Below are 18,385 nucleotides of genomic sequence, written 5' to 3'. Positions count from 1 at the left end.
CCCCCTCTTTTTCAAAATTATTATTCGCCTTCCGGACGTGGAGGGCGCTCATCTTCAGGTACGTTCTTATATACCTCATCATAGGAATGGAACCCGTCAGCAATAACGGTATCGACTACATTCTCTTTATCTACCATAACCGGATCCAATTTGATGAACGGAACATCGATTTTGCCGTTATTAACCGTATCATCTGCACTTGCCTCTTCCCCTTTAGCAAGCTGCACTGCAACTTCAGCTGCTTTGGTAGCGAGATTCTTGATCGGCTTGTACACTGTCATGGATTGAGTGCCTTCGACAATTCGCTGGACAGCTGCAAGGTCAGCATCCTGTCCGGAAATGGCGACTTCCCCGGCCATTCCCTGGGCCGATAATGCCTGGATGGCACCGCCGGCAGTGCTGTCATTTGAAGCGACTACCGCATCGATTTCATTGTTATTGGCAGTAAGAGCATTTTCCATGATTTTAAGGGCTTCGGAAGCTTGCCAGCCTTTTGCCCACTGGTCACCCACAATGTTGATCTTTCCGCTGTCAACTAATGGCTGGACAATATTCATCTGGCCTTCCCGGAACATTTTCGCGTTGTTATCAGTAGGGGATCCGCCCATCATGAAGTAATTTCCTTCAGGCACTTTCTCCACTATGTACTCGGCCTGCATTTCACCCACGCGGACATTATCAAATGATATATATGCCGATACGTCTGAGTTGTTAATCAGCCGGTCATAAGCAAGAACAGGCACACCTTCTTTATTGGCCTGGTCAACGACTGTGGATAGAGCATCAGAGTTGTTCGCAATGATGACAAGCGCATCCACTCCCTGAGACAGCATGTTTTGAACCTGTGCCATCTGCTTGGAATCGTCACCGTTGGCAGACTGAACCAATACTTCGGCACCGAGCTCCTCTGCTTTTTCAACAAAGATATCCCGGTCATGCTGCCACCTTTCCAAAGTCAAGTCAGAAACGGCAAGACCAATCTTAACCTGCTCATCTCCGCCTCCTTCTCCATCACCGCCGGAATTTCCATTATTCGTTGCAGTATCCTGCCCGCAGGCCGTCATGGCAAACAACAATCCAACACTCACTAATAGCATCAGTAAAGACTTAGGCATACGTTTCATTTAGGTCCCCCCTTGAATTTTTAAGCGTTTTCACAAACGAGTATATCACCAGAAACTTAGTTTGTCTATTGGATAAACTAAGTTTATAATAGAATTATCTTATTAGTTAAACATTTTAGTAAGGGCGGCGAAAAAATGATAGAAACCGGAAACCAACAATTCGTTAAACGATTGAATAAAGGCATCGTGCTGGAGATGGTAAAAAAATACGGTCCCCTTTCAAGAGCGGAAATTTCCCAAAAGAGCGGATTGAATAAAGGCACAGTTTCTTCCCTTGTCAGCGATTTGATTGAAGAGCAGCTTATTTATGAATCAGGGATCGGGAAATCAAAAGGCGGCAGGAGACCTGTGATGCTGTTATTCAATAAGACAGCCGGCTACTCAATCGGCATCGACCTCGGCGTCAATTACATCCTCGGTACACTGACCGACTTGAGCGGGAGCCTGGTCACCGAAAAACAAACTTCTTTTCAATTTAAAAATTATGGAGATTTGCTCAACCACTTAAAAGGGATCATCCAGGAGCTGATTGCAGAAACACCTGTCAGCCCCTATGGAGTGGTCGGAATCGGAATTGGCGTGCCTGGTATCGTCGACAAAAACGGAAAAATCTTGATGGTCCCCCATATCAAGTGGGGAAACTTTGAATTGAAGCATGACATTGAAGAGGCATACGGACTCCCGGTTACAATGGATAATGAAGCGAATGCAGGCGCATACGGAGAAAAAAAGTTTGGTGCCGGCCGCAAATTCAATAATTTAGTATATATTTCTGCAGGTATAGGAATTGGTGTCGGTTTAGTTCTGAACGGAGAGCTATATCGGGGAAGAAACGGCTTCTCAGGTGAAAGCGGCCATATGATCATTGAAAGGGATGGAAAACCATGCAGCTGCGGCAGCAAAGGCTGCTGGGAAACGTATGCTTCAGAAAACACTTTACTAAAGGAAGCCCAATCGCTGAACCTGAAATCCGATAGCGGACTTACGCTTGAGTCATTGATAAGCCTTGCCGATCAAGGTGATGAAAAGGTGACCTCCCTTTTCACTGACATTGGCAGGAATCTCGGCTACGGAATCAATAACTTGATCAACACGTTCAATCCTGACCAAATCATCGTCGGAAATCGGTTGGCGATGGCAGCAAAGTGGATAAAAGAGCCAATTCATAAATCAGTGGAAACCCACACATTGAAATATCACCAGGACAACCTGGAAATAAACTTTTCCGAGCTCTCCATCTATTCCGCTGCCCTGGGCATGAGCGCATTCGCCACAGAACAATTCCTGAATCGAATCAAAGAAAACTCTGCAGTGGTGTAGTGTACTAGGAATTCTATAGAAATTCGACAGGTGCCTGGCACCTGTCGAAAGGAAAAGCAAAACCGGTCCATCCAGATTTTAAGGGTGGGCCGGTTTTGTATAACAAACATTTTTCGACAAGTGCCTGTCACCCGTCGAATCTTCCCAAACTCGCTTTCAACTCATTCAATGCCTCCTGCGCCGCAACTCCGTCAATGATCCGGTGGTCATAACTCAGCGACAGTGACATAACAGGTGCAATTTCAATCCGGTCCTCTCTGACAACCGGCTTTTTCTCTATCGTCCCGATTCCGAGGATTGCCGCTTCCGGGTGGTTGATCACCGGGGTGAACCATCCCCCTTTGGCCGAACCTATATTAGAAATGGAGCAGGTGCCGCCTTCCATTTCTGCTGCAGTCAGCTTGCCGCTTCTCGCTTTATCAGCAAGCTTGCTGATCTCTGCAGCAAGGTCAAACAAATCCTTTTGATCGGCATGATGGATAACAGGAACAAACAGTCCTCTCTCCGTGTTAACGGCGATTCCGATATTATAGTACTCTTTGTAAATGATTTTATTTTGCTCCTCATTCACGGACGCGTTCAGCACCGGGAACTTTTTGAGGGTCGAGACGAGTGCTTTTACGGCATAGGCCAGGTATGTCAGCTTTATGCCCTGTTCCTCCGCATTCCCCCTCATTTCCTCACGGTGATTCACGAGGCGGGTCACGTCCGCTTCACCGAAATGGGTGACGTGCGGAATCGTCTGTTTCGAATGGACCATGGCCTTGGCGATCGCTTCACGGATCCCCGTCATCGGTTTATGCCGTTCGTTTCCCCATGGACTTCCTTGTTTATCTGCAGGCTGCTCCGGCATTGTATCTGGCTTCCTTCCCTGCCTCGTTCCCTGCTGCTCCACATACCGTTCAACATCCTGGCGCGTTGCCCGGTTATCAGGCCCAGATGGCTGTATCTTGTTCAAATCAACGCCAAGTTCCCGGGACAGACGACGGACTGACGGAGCCGCCCGCACCGGCCTGTCTGTTTTGTCCTCGTAGGTTGAATTCCCAGTCATTCCTTGCTCCGTTTCCGCTGCCCCGTTCCCTGGAGAAGCAGCTTTCTCCACATCTTCCGCGGTGATCTTCCCATTAGGACCTGTCGGAATAACGGCGGCCAGGTCAACTCCGAGGTCCCGCGCCAGCTTTTTCACCCGCGGCGATGCTTTAAGTTTTCCTGGACCCGCACTCGCCTCCTGTCCTTCACTGGTACTCGCAGCCGGAGACGCCGGCCTTCCACTTTCCTCCCGTCCTTTCCCGGTAACCTCAACCTGCTGGTCATCCTCCGTTAAAATAACCGCAAGGACGTCACCTTCCTTTGCCACATCAGCACGCTTTTTCAGGATACGGCTTACCAGCCCGCCGGCAGGCGCTTCAATTTCGGTCACCGCTTTTTCCGTCTGGACTTCGACAAGCGTGTCGCCTTCCGCAACGGAATCCCCTTCTTCAACGTGCCAGAACACAATCAAGCTTTCATCTGCTGATTCGGATGTTTTCGGCAATTTCACTTCGACTGACATGACGGCCTCCTAACCTGTTGCTCGTTATTCGTTTACGAGTTTCACTGCTTCGGCAACAATTTTATCTGCATTCGGAAGAACATATTGCTCGAGCGGGCGGCTGTATGGAATCGGCACATCCGGAATGGCAAGCCGCTTCACCGGCGCTTCGAGTTCGTACAGCGCTTCTTCCGCCACAAGCGCTGCAATTTCAGCTGTCATGCCGTATGAACGGTAGTCCTCATCAACGACGATGAGGCGGTGTGTCTTTTTCACGGATTCCAGGATGGTATCTTTATCGAGCGGCACGAGCGAACGCAAATCGATCACTTCCGCTTGGATGCCCTGTTCGGCCAGCTTGTCCGCAGCAGCCACGGCATGGTGCATCATCATCTGGATGCCGACAATCGTGACGTCAGTTCCTTCCCTGACGACCTTTGCTTTGCCGAGCGGCACAGTGTAGCGCTCTTCAGGCACATGTCCGACAGAGGCGTCGAGCTGGTCCATCCAGCCGAGGCCCTGCAGTGTTTTGTGGAACATGAACACAACCGGATTGTCATCGATAATGGCCGATGCCATCATTCCTTTCAGATCATATGGGGTGGACGGGGCGACAACCTTCATGCCAGGCAAATGGGCAAACGTCGAATAGAGCGTTTGTGAGTGCTGGGCCGCATCATTGTAGCCCCCGCCAACAGCGGTCATGAGCACCATCGGCAGCTTCACGTTCCCGCCTGACATGTACGGGATTTTCGCCATATGATTGTAAATCTGGTCCATGCAGACACCGAAAAAGTCGACGAACATCAACTCGACGACCGGGCGCATTCCTTCTGCCGCCGCACCAATCGCCGCACCGATGAATGCGGTTTCAGAAATCGGCGTATCCATTACCCGTTCAGATCCGAACTCATCAAGAAGGCCCTGGGTCGCGCCGAAAATCCCGCCGTATTTTGCAACATCCTCACCGAGCACGAATACATTCGGGTCTCGCTCCATTTCAAGCTTAAGGGCTTCTGCCATCGCTTTATTTCCTGTCAGTACACGCTTTTTCGTCGCTTCCATTTAGACAAGCTCCTTCCTGAATGTATTTCGCACGAACACATCCTCCAGTGCCGCTTCCGGTGCCGGATATGCACTTTCCCTCGCAAACGCGTAAGCCTCGTCGACTTCCTGTTTTGCCCTCGCTTCCATCGCGGAAATCTCTTCCTCCGAAATGCCATGTTCCTCAGTGAGGATTTTTGCCAGGCGCTGAATCGGGTCATTCTTCCGCAGCATCGTCACTTCATTTTCATCACGGTATAATTCCGGGTCGCCCTGGAAATGGCCGAGATAACGGTCCGTTTCAATCTCGATGATTGCAGGCCCTTCGCCATTCCTGGCCCGTTTGACGGCAGCTTCAGATGCTTCGTACATCGCAACCGGATCATTATCCTTCACATGGAAGCCTTCGATTCCGTAAGCACTTGCCCGCAATTGGTTTGATGGCACCGACGTTGAAGCCGTTTGCGGAACAGAGATGCCGTACTTGTTATTTTCAACGACAATGATGAACGGCAATTTCCAGAGCGCCGCCAGATTGACAGACTCATGGAATGCACCCTGGTTGGCGGCACCTTCCCCGATAAAAGCGACCGCCACCCAATCGTGCTTTTTCTTCTTAGCCGCCAGGGCCGCACCGACTGCATGGGGGATCCCGGCCGCAATGATGCCTCCGCATGAAAACTTCACTTCCGGATCGAACAAATGCATGTGGCCGCCTTTTCCTTTGCCGAGGCCTGTCTCTTTTCCGAACATCTCGGCGGTCATCTTTTTCAAATCGACCCCTTTGGCGATTGCGTGGTGATGCGGCCGGTGCGGGGCGGTAACGGTATCTTCTTTAATCAAATGGGCGCACATGCCCACCGCCGCCGGCTCCTGCCCTGTCGCAAGATGCATTTCACCCGGGACCGGCCCTGCCCCGATGTTGAATACAGGTGCCTTCCCTTCCCCGTATGCTTCGACCATCGTGTCCTCGTAATAACGGATTTTATACATGTTCTCGTACATCCATTTCAACTTTTCAACAGGTACTGTCAACGCATTCTCCTCCTTTATAAAAATCGTTCCGCTCACATATATTGCAAGGATGATGCCAACCTGAAGAATGATCTGTATTTTTCTGAAAATATTGAAAAAAATCCCGGGTTTCCGCACTTCAAATAGTTTGGAGAATGATGCTTTTTCCTGATGCATTTTTGAAAAGTGTCCCGTTTTGGGACAGGTTGTCCCGTCAGAACGGGACACTTTGCAACAGTTTGCAACACATTTGAAGCCGATTCAGCCATATAAAAAAGACGTACTCAAGATAGGTACGCCTTTGCCAGTCTTTCATACTCTCTCTTCTATTCCGAACCTCCGCATCTGCCGGTAAAGCGTGCTCCGCGACACGCCAAGCCGGCGGGCGGCCTTGCTCATGTTTCCGTTGCTTACTTTAATCGACTCGAGCAGCGCCATCTTTTTCATTTCATCTTTTTTAGGGAGTTCCACCCTTTTCTCAGCGAGCGGAGCCGTATCTTTCAACTCTTCCGGCAAATCGGCATACGTCAGAACATCTGTCCGCAGCCTGTTCATCGACCGCTCCACGACATTTTGCAGTTCCCTGATATTCCCGGGCCAGCTGTATCGGAACAGCGGTTCGAAATAACCCGGGTCAATCGATGGGATGTCGCGCCCTAGCCTGGTGCTGAGCTTATTGGCGAAATGCCTGACCAGCAGCGGAATATCTTCAATCCGTTCACGGAGCGGCGGGAGATTGACCGGCATGACATTCAGGCGGAAATACAAGTCCTCCCGGAAACTGCCTTTTTCAACTTCCCGCTTCAAGTCCTTATTGGTTGCGGCAATTATCCGGACATCCACCGGCGTGACTTTCTGCCCGCCGATCCTGACAATCTCCTTATCCTGGAGCACCCGAAGCAGCAACACCTGCATCTCCAGCGACATCTCACCGATTTCATCCAAAAACAGCGTGCCGCCGTCCGCCAGTTCGAATTTTCCCGGGCTTCCCCCTTTCCGGGCACCGGTGAACGCCCCTTCTGCATACCCGAACAGTTCACTGCCAAGCAAATCCCGCGGAATTCCGCCGCAGTTGATGGCGATGAAAGGCTTATCCTTCCGGGAGCTTTCGTTGTGGATGGCCTGGGCAACCATATCCTTTCCCGTCCCGCTCTCCCCAAGCAAAAGAACATTCGAGTCAGTGTGAGCCGCCATCTTTGCATCCGTAATCCTCTGGATGAACCGCGGATGGTTCCCGGTCATCTCCTGAAACGACACCTTCGCCTGGTTGCCCGAAAGGTGGTTTACGAACTGCCTGACTTTATGAATCTCCTTCATCGAAACCAGCGAACCGATCAGCTGTTCGGAATCATACACCGGGGTAACATTGACGAGCATATGCGCTGAAAAATTCCGCCCCGGCATCTTCAAGCGGACTTCCTTGTCCTGGATCTTCCGGTTCTTCTGGCGGAACGTTTTATTCAAAAAGGTCTCACTCAGCTTTTTCCCCTGTAAATCGGAATCCCGAAGTCGAAGCATTTTCTGGAGCCGGTTATTCGTTTTAATGATTTTCCCTTTCTGATCGGTGATGATCAAGCCTTCTGTCAATGTATTGGTGGTCGCCTCCAGGTACTTTTGCATGAAATAATGGACTTCTGATTCCTCGATCAGTTTCAGCTGGTACTCGATCGCCTTTACAGCGGACATCACCATGCCAAGCGTATGCGGATGGACATTCTCAAACGAACCCGACATATTCAGCACCCCGGCAACCGACCCATCCGGATCAAAAACCGGAGATGCCGAGCACGTCCACGGATGGCAGATTTGCGCGTAATGTTCATTGGCAAAAATCTGCAGCGGCTTCTTCTCTACAATGCAGGTCCCGATCGCGTTCGTGCCGATTGCCTGCTCGCTCCAGTCCGCACCCTCCATAAACAGGATGGACTCTCCTTCGAGTTTCACTGTGTCATCACCTATGACCTTCGTCAGGATTCCATCCCCGTCACACAATATGACGAGAAAACCCGAGCCCTTCACAATCGAATACAGTCCTTCCATAAGAGGAGAGGCAATCTCAATCAATTGCTTTTGCTTCTCCGATAATACTTTCTTATCAGCCAGATTCCCTTTCTTTTGAAACGGGTCGACTTGATACGCCTTCGACCGCATCCAGGAATCCTGCACCACCCGATCCAGCTCACCATCCAACTGCCCATCCGCCACAAACCGATCCCACATTTCCTTCAACCGCTCCCGATCTTTCAACCCTTTTCACCCCGTTCATCGTCGTTATGAAAACGGACTTACTTTCTGTAAGGCTTCGAGATGCGGAAGCGAATTCCTGCTAAACAAGGTGACAGGCACCTGTCGAATGGTGGAACTGAAAAACTGGTCCATCAAGCGGAGGACCGGCGTTTTTTTGTGTGTGAAACATTTTTGTGAAACAAGATTATTCGGGAGGTGACTGTCACTTGTCATCGTATGTGTGTGGAACAATGCTGTGAAACAAGATTATTCGGGGAGTGACAGGCACCTGTCGCCGATGCCGTCAAAAGGTAATACTCGCCATAAGTGTCGGAAACAGCCTAATCGCTGGCATGCGTTGCTTCCGACATCTATGTCGGAATTGCCGCCAGGACAACATCTCCATTTCTAATCATATGGAAATACAAAATATCCCCATCATACTAGCTATTATGATTCCGGCACAGTATGGTTGTTCAATACTCTAACGCCAGCACAAAAAACCAGCACTCCCACACTCAAGTGAAAGCGCTGGTTTTTTACACTTTATCCACCTTCTCAGTAAAGGAAGAAAATCAAAACACTCGTAAGAACCCCCACCCAAATACTCAATAAAATACAGTACCCCATAATATCCCGGATACCTAAACCGACCACACTCAAAATCGGCAAAGCCCAAAACGGCTGGATCAAATTCGTCCAGGCATCTCCCCAGCCGACTGACATCGCGATCATCGCCGGATCAACGCCCAGTTCCATTCCTGCCGGTACCTGCAAAGGCCCCTGCAGTGCCCACTGTCCGCCGCCTGACGGAGCAAGAATGTTTATGACACCCGCCGTCCAATAAGTGAACAGATTGAAAGTTTCCGTTGTTGAGACGGCTCTCATTCCGTCTATAATGGCTGCGCCCAGGCCAGAGCTTCCCAATACGGCGATGATTCCGGCATAAAACGGGAACTGCAAAATAATGGGCGAAATAGAGCCTGCCGCGTCTTTGAAGGCTTCCGCAAACTGCCCCAATGAACGATGAAAAAACAACCCGGCAGAAAGAAAGAATAGATTGATAATATTCAAGTCCAGGCCGTGACCGTTTATGAACTGAAAAATCACATAGATAAAACCGATCACACCTGTAACCATGCCCAGAACAGGAGTGGTTTCAAGCTTGCGGGCAGGTGTCAGCGGCTCAGCCGGAGTTGCATTTGATCCCCGGCGGCTTTCCTTAACCGGATCCTTCCCATCATAACCTTTAATCCTTTTTGTGGGAGCCATCATCGTAATGAAAACTGGAATGGTAACGACCAGAGCAATGAAAATCATAATAGTAGAAGGATGGAAAATCGTCTCTGAGGTCGGGATCACGCCCATTGTATCAGCAAGAAAGTGACCTTCTGTCGCAATCGTCAATCCGATTGAACTGGATAAGCCGGCAGTATACAAAACCGTCGGGGCATAGGCGGATGCAACCAATAATGGAAAGTGGGCATTCCTGTTTCTTTTGCCGACTTCCCTGGCAATGATGGCACCGACAATGACAGCAAGCCCCCAGTTAATATAATAAGCGGCTGTCGAAATTAGGAAGGTTAAAACGTAAGCCTGATTCGGACTCTTCGCAAAGCCTGCCAGCTTTTCAAGCCCCCGCCGGATAAACGGCACGGCAGCCAGCGCCATTCCGGTCATAAGAAGAAGCACCATCTGCATCGTAAACGCCAGATAAACCCAGAAACCTTCTCCCCAGGACTTGACCATTGTCCCTGCATCCGATGGATTCATGATGACGGCAACCGCCAGCACAAATAGAGTCATCAACACAGCGATGATGAATGCATCAGGCAAATATTTGCGGACCGCTTCTGAAAATGCATCGGCTATCTTCGTCAGCATACACTTTCCCCCTTTTCACCAATTTTTCCCGCCTAAAAAGGCTTTTCTGAAAAATTATATGGTATGAAAAAGGGGATATGCATAAAAAGGCGCCTGGCACCCGCCGCTTTAAACAGTGGGGACCAGACGCAATGAAATATTCTATTTAACAACCGGCAGCGTCACAAACGAAGCATGCCCGTCATCATGCAGCAAACTCACCGTGCCGCCGAGCTGCTCCAGCTGCATCGGTGCCGGAGCAACCGAATGCGGGAAATCACTCGGCCCAATGGCCACACGCAGCCGGTGGCCGGCTATGACCATAGCATTGGTCGGGAAAATTTCAACATTCAACTTCATCGGCTCACCTGGTTCAACCGGCATCACCGAATCCTTCGTGAACGGGTGCCACGGCTGAACATTTTCTCCATCCAGGTAGCGGCTCTTCGACTCGTCAACTGCCCGGAATGAAGCTGCCAGCCAGCCTGCTGTCAATTCTCTTGAGGTTCCATCCGGAGCTACATCGGTCACCCTTACAGATAAAACAGCATCTCTGGATGTTGTTGATATGTTAATCTCTGCCCCGATTGGACCGGATATCTTCAAATCTTCCGCCAGAGGCTCTGTCGTATATGTGACTTCGGTCAGTTCCGTCAACCGGTTATCCTTCGTACACGGCACCGCATCAACCAAACCGGCCAGCCACTGATTCGTGCTGCTCGAACAAATGCCGTTGACCGGCTCCTGGAGCATGATATCCGCAGATTCCGAATGATTCGGAGGGTTCGTTGATAACTTGTTTCCCGAACGCAAATAAAATTTATCCGCCCCAGCATCCGGGTGCGGCCAATCCACCTGTGTTTCAAAACGTTCCTCACCTAGCACAAACTGAGTAACATCCGGAATTTGCTGCGGCTTCGTGTTCATCCCTTTCAAATAATGATCGAACCACCGCAAAGCAACCTGGTCTAGGACTGGAATCCCGTCAGCGGGCAAACCCTCACCTACATTGCCGTGCGTCCAATTCCCCATTAAAAGCTTTGCCGGCACGTTCTTCTTCAATTTTTCATAAAGAAGCGGCTCCCCGCGCTGAAAAATATCATGCAAACCGCCGACAATGAAGGTCGGAACGTTAACTTGATCCACCACTTCAAGCGGCGAGCGCTGCCGGTGGAACGGGCCGTCATATGCCACCTCGCCGCCTGTCATCACGGAGGTTAACGTGTTTGTCTGAAAATTTAATGCCGAAGCAGAGTGGCCGATTACCGTCGTAGTCGCTCTTACCGGATCCTCTGCAGTATACGTCGGCGGCAGGATGCTCGTTGAACTGACGAGCCCCAGCCACATCGGAATGAATCCTGTATTGACCAGGCCGCCTGACATGACGATATCCCGGTATGTATCACCCATCGGTACAATCGGGAAAATCGCTTTCAGGCCGGGCGGCTGCTGAGAAGCGGTCAAAATTTGATTGATCGCCATATAGGAGTTGCCCCACAGCCCGACATTGCCGTCACTCCAAGGCTGATTGGCAGCCCACTCGACGATCTCGTAACCGTCCCGTTGCTCTGCTTCACCGAACGAATCCCATGCACCCTGCGATCCGCCTGTCCCGCGGACATCGACAACAACGTGAACATAACCGCGCTGAACAAAATACTCATTTCCTGCTGCCAGCGGGGCATTTTTGTTATAAGGCGTCTGCGTCACGATCACTGGAAACTTATCGCCAGAACTTGCCGCCGGCCGATATACATCAGCATTCAAAATGACACCGTCCCGCATTGTGATCGAAATATCCGTTTCATGCACCACTTCATATTCAGGGGCACGGTCATACGATGTCCACTGCTGACTCCCCGTTTCGTTCCCATTCTGAGCAAAGACTCCCACTGACGGAATAGCAAACAACACAATCATCAATGCACCTGCAATGAGCAATCTGAAAATAGCTGGCTTCACCAGGATAACTCCTCCCTTATCATTTGTTTCATCGCTTGGTCTCACCATCTTTCTTTAATGATACCAACTTTCACAGGTGCCAAATTGTCTAAATCGCGTAATACATTCGGGGTATTTTTCTTTGTGAAACAATATTATTCGGGGAGTGACAGGCACCTGTCGTCGGCACTCACTGTCGTTACAGGGACCTGCCATTCCCGTCCATTACACAAAAAAATGCCTGATCCACTGGAAAAGGGATCAGGCACTCTTTAAAAAGATATACTTTTTACTTAAATATTAATACTTTACCAACCGTTCCATCCGCACTCTTGCCGGTCACACGGAACTTCAAGCCGTATTCCGGCACGTTGCGGCCGGCATCGACAAGGCCAGCGTTGCTGTAGTCGGCACTATCATCGAACAATGGTATGCGTTTGGTGTGATTATCTGTCATTGTAATTCCGTACAAATCAGTATAATCAAGGAACATTTTTTCAGTCTGGTCCAGGCTGAATGCTGCATCGTGCACCTGGTAACGGGTAGAACCTGCGGCTCCATCGCTCCAGTAGTTCGTATGCTGATCGGCATCTACTACACCGAGGAAACCATCGCCAGGGTGCATGCCTGTCCAGTTGTTGTCATACCCTTCATCGACATACCATACAACAAGGCCTGAATCGTATGTCATCAGGCTGTCACCGCGGCGGATGTGGGAAAGCCCTTCATCAACGCCATTATGGGAACGCCATTCCAGCAAGTAGTAGTGTGGAGAAGTGGATGAACCGGTATGCTTGTCAAATCCGGCAAAGGCAAACGCACTCTCTTCATTTTCCGCTCCGTCAAAGAGCACTTCACTGCCGTCAGCCTTTACGCTGATATTATCGACGAACATACCTTCCAGAGTCGTGCCCCAGTCTGTCATATAGCGGAACTGCAGCATGATCTCTTTGCCGGCATATTGTTCCAGGTTGATTGACTCATGAATCCAGCCGTCGCTTGTGCCCGAGTATCCTGGCAGGTTTTCTTTAATGGCAGGATATCCATCTTCCACAATATCAGACCTTGTGTTTGGAGTGGACAGCGATGTCCATGTTTCGCCGCCGTCTTCAGACACCTGTACCATGCCGAAATCCCAGTGCTCTTCAATGTTATACCACACATCATAATCCAATGTCGCACTACCGGCATTGGTCAGATCGACCGTTGCCGTCATTTTGTGGTCCGCTTCATCGCCGGTGCCACCGTAGTATTCAAATTCACCCGCAGCCGGCGTGTTGATGACTTTCACCTTGCCTGGCAAGTCAACACGGACAGCATCGTTATTTTTGCCTTTCGTAACCGCCTCATCAAGGAGGACTTCAATACCTTTGCTGTTAACATCTTTTGCATCAATGGTTTGGCCCGTCAGCCAGTTGCTTTCACCCATCGTTCCCTGCAAAAACTCTTTCGACCAGGCGCTGAAGCCGGTCGGTTCGGTGCCAGGAATGTCCCCGGCCCAGCTTCCGCTCGCCATAATCGACCAGTAGGCTACCGCCTCGCCGGCACCGGAATAAATGGTGTCGTACTCATCCGGCAGGCCTAAATCGTGGCCATACTCATGTGCGAATACACCCGCAGCCCCGTCAGCCGGTTCGATTGTATAGTCATAAGCCGCCATTGCTCCGCCCCAGTAAGGAACTTCAGCTTCTGTCCCAGGAAGAGGTGTAACTCCGCCAAGACTCCAGCGATGGGACCAAATGGCATCTCCGCCAAGCTGTCCGCCGCCGGCCTCTTCACCGACTGAGGAATGGACGATCATCAAATGGTCAATCAAGCCATCCGGCTCACGGTAGTCTCCATCGCCATCAAGGTCATACCGGTCCTCCTGGTCATACTGGTTCAAATCCAGATTGGGATCTGCTGCTGCCGCCATCAGCGCTTCTGTTACAAGGCCGCGGGCGTCTTTATCGTTATCGTTACTGTTATTTCCGCCATATGCAGCTGCCGGTTTTGATGCTTTATACCATCCGGCCACTTCCCCTTCGATGGAATAGCTGCCGCCGGATTGCTCTTCATAGAATTGTTTCACGGACACAAGGTTTTCACCATTAGGCCCTTCATAGCCGTTATCGCTGAACAACATATCCGTGTAATGCTCTTTCACATATTCATCATAGTACATATCGGTGTTTTCAGCTTTAATGGAAGACGCAGGGAAATCAGGATATTCGATCAAAAGGGCGAGAACCTTATCGACCCGCTGTCCCCCATTCCATTCTTCCTCTTCAACACCCTTAACTTCTTTGGAGTGGCCAAGCTTATTGCCTTTACCGTTCACCAATCCATTTTCAGATGCCTGTTCCTTCATTTCATTTAAAACTTTTTCCCTTTTACCATCCAGTTCGCCTTTACCCTGTGCCAGCCCTTCAGCCTTTTTCTTTAAAAACTCATTCAGCGCTTTCTCAGCTTCAGCAGGAGTCGCATCGCTTGCGATTTTGCCTCCGTTTTTCAGCATTTCGATAAGCCGCTCATCATTTGCGAGCGCCAGGTCGACAGGCGCACCCCCGTATGTATGGGATTCATGGGCTTGTAATTCAGGAGACTGTACATCCTGATTTGCTGCGCTCGTATTAACTGCAGGCATGCTTGTCCCCAACATGCCTACACTTAATGCCAGCACTGCTGCAGTTGACAAAAATTTAGGTAACTTCAACACTCTTCCCCCTCCGTAAATTCAAAATTATCGTAATTACTCCCTAAAAATAGAACTTACTGGTAATTACCGATAATTCTAATTTATCAGAAAATTATAACCATTGTAATAATACTTTTGTACTAATAGTTTGTTATTCTAGTAGGAATATTAAACTATTTCGTTTCTCTAATTACTACCAGGACCTTTATGTTCCTTTACTGATTTAAAGCGGTTTTGCGTCTTCTTATTAACAAAGTCATCTGAATATCTAAAGATGCTCATCATTTTACTTACTATATAAATATAATAAAATGCCCGCCCTTGCGAAAATATCCGCAAGGGCAGGCACCACTATACACTGCTCTTATTTCGCTTTTTTAAAATGAACCTGTGCCAGTACCGGATCATGGTCACTCGCACGTCCATCTGCATAGGAGAAATCCGAATTGATATTCACAGAATCAATTTTCGTCCGATGGGCCAGGTTATTGCTGACCAAAATGTGGTCAAGCACCTGGGAATTGCCCTGGTAAATGTACGTATACCGCTCTTCAGCCGGCAGCTTCTCCATCATATTTGTAAGGATATCTCCCTCAAGCAGATCGACCGGCGCCGAGAATTCAAAATCGTTCAAATCCCCGAGAACGACTACATTCGCGTTTGGATCTTCAGCAAGTATTTCCTGCACAAAGCCGTTGATGACTTCTGCCTGCTTCAGGCGCTGGACTTCACTGCCGAGCACAACAGGGTGTTCTGCGCCGAACAGCGCACCGTCTCCGCCTTTTGAATTGAAGTGATTGGCAATGACGATAACCTTTTCCCCATTGAATTCAAATTCGGCGGCAAGCGATTTGCGCGAATCGTCGAAAGCCTCATTCATCGGATCAATACGGCCCGGGTTGAGCGTTAAGCCGTTTTCATCAACTCCTACTGCCGTTGTAGCATCCCCTTTCGGCTTTTCAGGCAGCGAAACACGGTCCGGGTTATACAGGAATCCGACTCTGATATTCCCACCCGGCTGCCCGCCGTCCATTTTGTCAACAGGGGCGATGTCAGTGAAGGCATATTCCGCCCCGCCGGCATCCTTGATCGCCTCAATCAAAACCTGGTAGCTTTTATCAGCTGATACGGTGCCGTCATCTTCAGGCCCGTTATTATCCTGCATTTCCACGAGACCGATGATATCCGGCGTATTCAGGTTGTAAACAATTGACTCGGCAATTTTCGCAGCTTTTTCCGGGTCAGTTGCAGCTGAGAAGTTCTCCACATTGTAGCTTGCAACTGTCAGCTTCGGCTTCAAGCCCTTCAGCTTTGTCACTTCACGGTCCGTTCCGCCATTCACCACTTCCGGCAATGCACCAACCGGCCGGATTTTAAAGTTGCTGTAATCATAGCTTACAACACCGGTAACGGCGCCGTCGAAGTAATCACCCGTTTTAACATTCAAGTCATACCCATCCACATCAATAAGCATGCGTTCCGGATTGTAATCCTCCGGTGAAATGAGCAGCCCCCCTGCATCCGTGCGCAGCTGGTGCTTGCTTGTTTCAACAAAAACCGGCACTTCATCGTATTTTTCCGGCCCGGTGATCTTCGGGTCATCCAACTGGATCAGCATGCCTTCAAGGCTTTCATAAAAATCCAGTCCATCTGTTTCCGGGTCAAATGTGTTCATTTCGTCATCTTCAATGACTTCAGTTGGAGGCACCCTGTCTTCCCCAATGACGATTGGAGCCGGCACCGCAACTCCAGACTCAACCACTTCCGCTTCATGTGCCGTAATCTGCGTTGTCAGCAAGTCTTTCGCATCACTGTAGCCATCCTCGCGCCATTCTTTCACTTCACCTGTAACAGAAACGAGGTCGCCGATTTCAACACCTGAGCCGCGCTTGTACACGTAAATCCCTTCAGAAGTGGCGATATCATTGTCGGGCTCAGGCTCTTGCATGTAAAATCCGTTCCTGCCGTCCAATGCTGTGACAATCCCTTCAACATCTTCCACTTTGTACCCTTCATATGGCGAAAAATGTCCTGCACCCTGAATATCATGGATCTTCGCTTCCTCGATCGGTGCCAGGATCTTATACGTGAATTCGACGATTTCACTTGTTTCCCCATTTGCACGGACAGCCACCGCTTTGACGGCCGTATTTTCTGTGAGCTCAATCGGTCCCTCATACGTTTGGCTGGCAGCCGTCGGGTCGGTTCCATCAAGTGTATAATGGATGGAAGCCCCTTCCTCCGCTGTCATCAATTCAACCGGTGTCCCTGCAAAAATGGTTCCGTCTGCCGGATCCGCTTTTACAGAAAAAACGACATCGATCACATCAAACCGATCGCGCGGAACCAATTTATATGCACCAAAGCTGTAATTGACTACACCGCGGACAAGCTCATATGTTTCCCCCACTTGAACTAGATTGTCTTCTTCCGGCGTGATAAGGAACGCGCCGTTTTCATCTCTGGCAGTATAATCCCCGTATTGGTTGACGGATACTATTTCGACATCGCCGGCTTCAACCAGCTCTGCCTCAATTGCTTCGCCGTTTTCATTGGAAAAATCAGCAGAAGACACAGGCTGTGCTTCCGGCACGCCTTGTTCTGCCTGTACGACTTCCACATTCATCGACGAAGCCAGGATCTGCTCCATGCCGTAATAGCTGGACATTTCACCCTGCGCAGTGATCTCATCACCAATCTTTGGCGCCAGTACAGGGCCCCGCACAATGATTCCGGCTGTGTGGTCCTGAATAAATAAATTCGTCTGTCCGCCTGCTTCAAATGAAGCCGTAACTATCCCCTGCACTTTCACCTCTGTTCCTTTATCAGCCTGGCGGGCATTGTCAATGGTTTGCAGTTCGACAGGCTCCGTCTCAGGCATCTCATAGGAACCGAGGTAGTCAAACGTGTCCTTAGAGAATACCTCCCACTGTGCAGAGCGGTCAAAGGCATCTGAAGGATCGGTGTCACCTGCAGTGACACTTGCCATGCGGACTAGTGTCACATCAGCACCAAACAAATCCCTTACGCCAACCTGTCCGATTGAATCGATCACGTTGTCCTGCTTCTTCAATACAAGGGCATCGTCACCATTAAAATTGGTGATACCGCTTTCAGCATCGGCCCGGGCTTTCACCGCTTCTCCAGCCTGGCTATTGGCGATAACAAATACATCACCGGATTCCAGTGTACCCGAAAGATTATATGTACCAGTAGGCACTGAACTTCCATTTGCATATAATTCAACCAAATAGTCCGATAGATCGACAGAACTGCCGGTACCATTATAAATCTCAATGGCCTTGTTATAACCGCTGCCTTCAACATACTCTGAAAAAATAAGATCTCCTGGCGCTTCTTCTGCATACAGCGGCATTAGCGGACCTGCAAATGTACTAACCAACAGCAAGACAGCTAATGCAAAACTGCTCATTCGAATCCTTTTGGCAGTCTTCACGCAACCAGCCTCCCATTCAGCAAAATTTGGAATCGTTTCTTCCAAATTAAGTATAAAATATTTTGGAGGCCGATTATATTAATCTCTTGATTAAGACAGCAAAATGAGCAATAAGGAGTGACTGTATTCCGGTTCCTTCGCACCCTTAGACCTACTCTCATCATAAAAAACAGCCCGGGCCCCCAGTG

10 protein-coding genes are annotated in these 18,385 nt (G+C 49.7%); 1 reads left to right on the top strand and 9 read right to left on the bottom strand.

Features of this window, described 5'->3' with window-relative positions:
• Positions 1-20 precede the first annotated feature (20 nt).
• Positions 21-1,124, bottom strand: coding sequence for a D-xylose ABC transporter substrate-binding protein (gene xylF / locus A4U59_RS07910; protein WP_066172681.1), 1,104 nt, complete (start codon positions 1,122-1,124; stop codon positions 21-23).
• Positions 1,125-1,259: 135 nt separating this feature from the next.
• Here xylF and A4U59_RS07905 point away from each other — a divergent pair, with 135 nt between their 5' ends.
• Positions 1,260-2,444 (top strand): ROK family transcriptional regulator, encoded by a 1,185-nt coding sequence (locus tag A4U59_RS07905; RefSeq protein ID WP_066172678.1) that lies wholly within the window; start codon positions 1,260-1,262, stop codon positions 2,442-2,444.
• Between the two features lie 127 nt (positions 2,445-2,571).
• On the opposite strand, the gene A4U59_RS07900 is transcribed toward A4U59_RS07905, so the two are convergent.
• The 8 genes from A4U59_RS07900 to A4U59_RS07865 form a co-directional block, all read right to left on the bottom strand.
• On the bottom strand, positions 2,572-3,996 hold the full coding sequence (locus A4U59_RS07900) for a 2-oxo acid dehydrogenase subunit E2 (RefSeq protein WP_066172676.1): 1,425 nt from the start codon (positions 3,994-3,996) through the stop codon (positions 2,572-2,574).
• A gap of 24 nt (positions 3,997-4,020) precedes the next feature.
• Positions 4,021-5,040 (bottom strand): alpha-ketoacid dehydrogenase subunit beta, encoded by a 1,020-nt coding sequence (locus A4U59_RS07895; protein WP_066172674.1) that lies wholly within the window; start codon positions 5,038-5,040, stop codon positions 4,021-4,023.
• Entirely contained in the window at positions 5,041-6,024 is a 984-nt protein-coding gene (locus A4U59_RS07890) for a thiamine pyrophosphate-dependent dehydrogenase E1 component subunit alpha (protein ID WP_425388887.1), read from the bottom strand.
• 321 nt (positions 6,025-6,345) lie between these two features.
• Positions 6,346-8,253 (bottom strand): sigma-54-dependent Fis family transcriptional regulator, encoded by a 1,908-nt coding sequence (locus A4U59_RS07885; protein WP_066172868.1) that lies wholly within the window; start codon positions 8,251-8,253, stop codon positions 6,346-6,348.
• 564 nt (positions 8,254-8,817) lie between these two features.
• Positions 8,818-10,143: a short-chain fatty acid transporter gene (locus tag A4U59_RS07880; RefSeq protein WP_066172671.1), complete on the bottom strand. Its 1,326-nt coding sequence runs from the start codon at positions 10,141-10,143 to the stop codon at positions 8,818-8,820.
• Positions 10,144-10,284: 141 nt separating this feature from the next.
• Positions 10,285-12,084, bottom strand: coding sequence for a CocE/NonD family hydrolase (locus A4U59_RS07875; protein ID WP_157888152.1), 1,800 nt, complete (start codon positions 12,082-12,084; stop codon positions 10,285-10,287).
• Between the two features lie 268 nt (positions 12,085-12,352).
• On the bottom strand, positions 12,353-14,758 hold the full coding sequence (locus A4U59_RS07870) for an immune inhibitor A domain-containing protein (protein ID WP_425388886.1): 2,406 nt from the start codon (positions 14,756-14,758) through the stop codon (positions 12,353-12,355).
• 346 nt (positions 14,759-15,104) lie between these two features.
• On the bottom strand, positions 15,105-18,173 hold the full coding sequence (locus tag A4U59_RS07865; RefSeq protein WP_083270754.1) for a chitobiase/beta-hexosaminidase C-terminal domain-containing protein: 3,069 nt from the start codon (positions 18,171-18,173) through the stop codon (positions 15,105-15,107).
• Positions 18,174-18,385: the final 212 nt, after the last annotated feature.

It is taken from the genome of Bacillus marinisedimentorum (assembly GCF_001644195.2).
Taxonomy (GTDB): Bacteria; Bacillota; Bacilli; order Bacillales; family Bacillaceae_O; genus Bacillus_BL; species Bacillus_BL marinisedimentorum.
The sequence above is the reverse complement of the archived record's forward strand: the minus strand, read 5'-3'. Positions and strand labels throughout refer to the sequence as shown.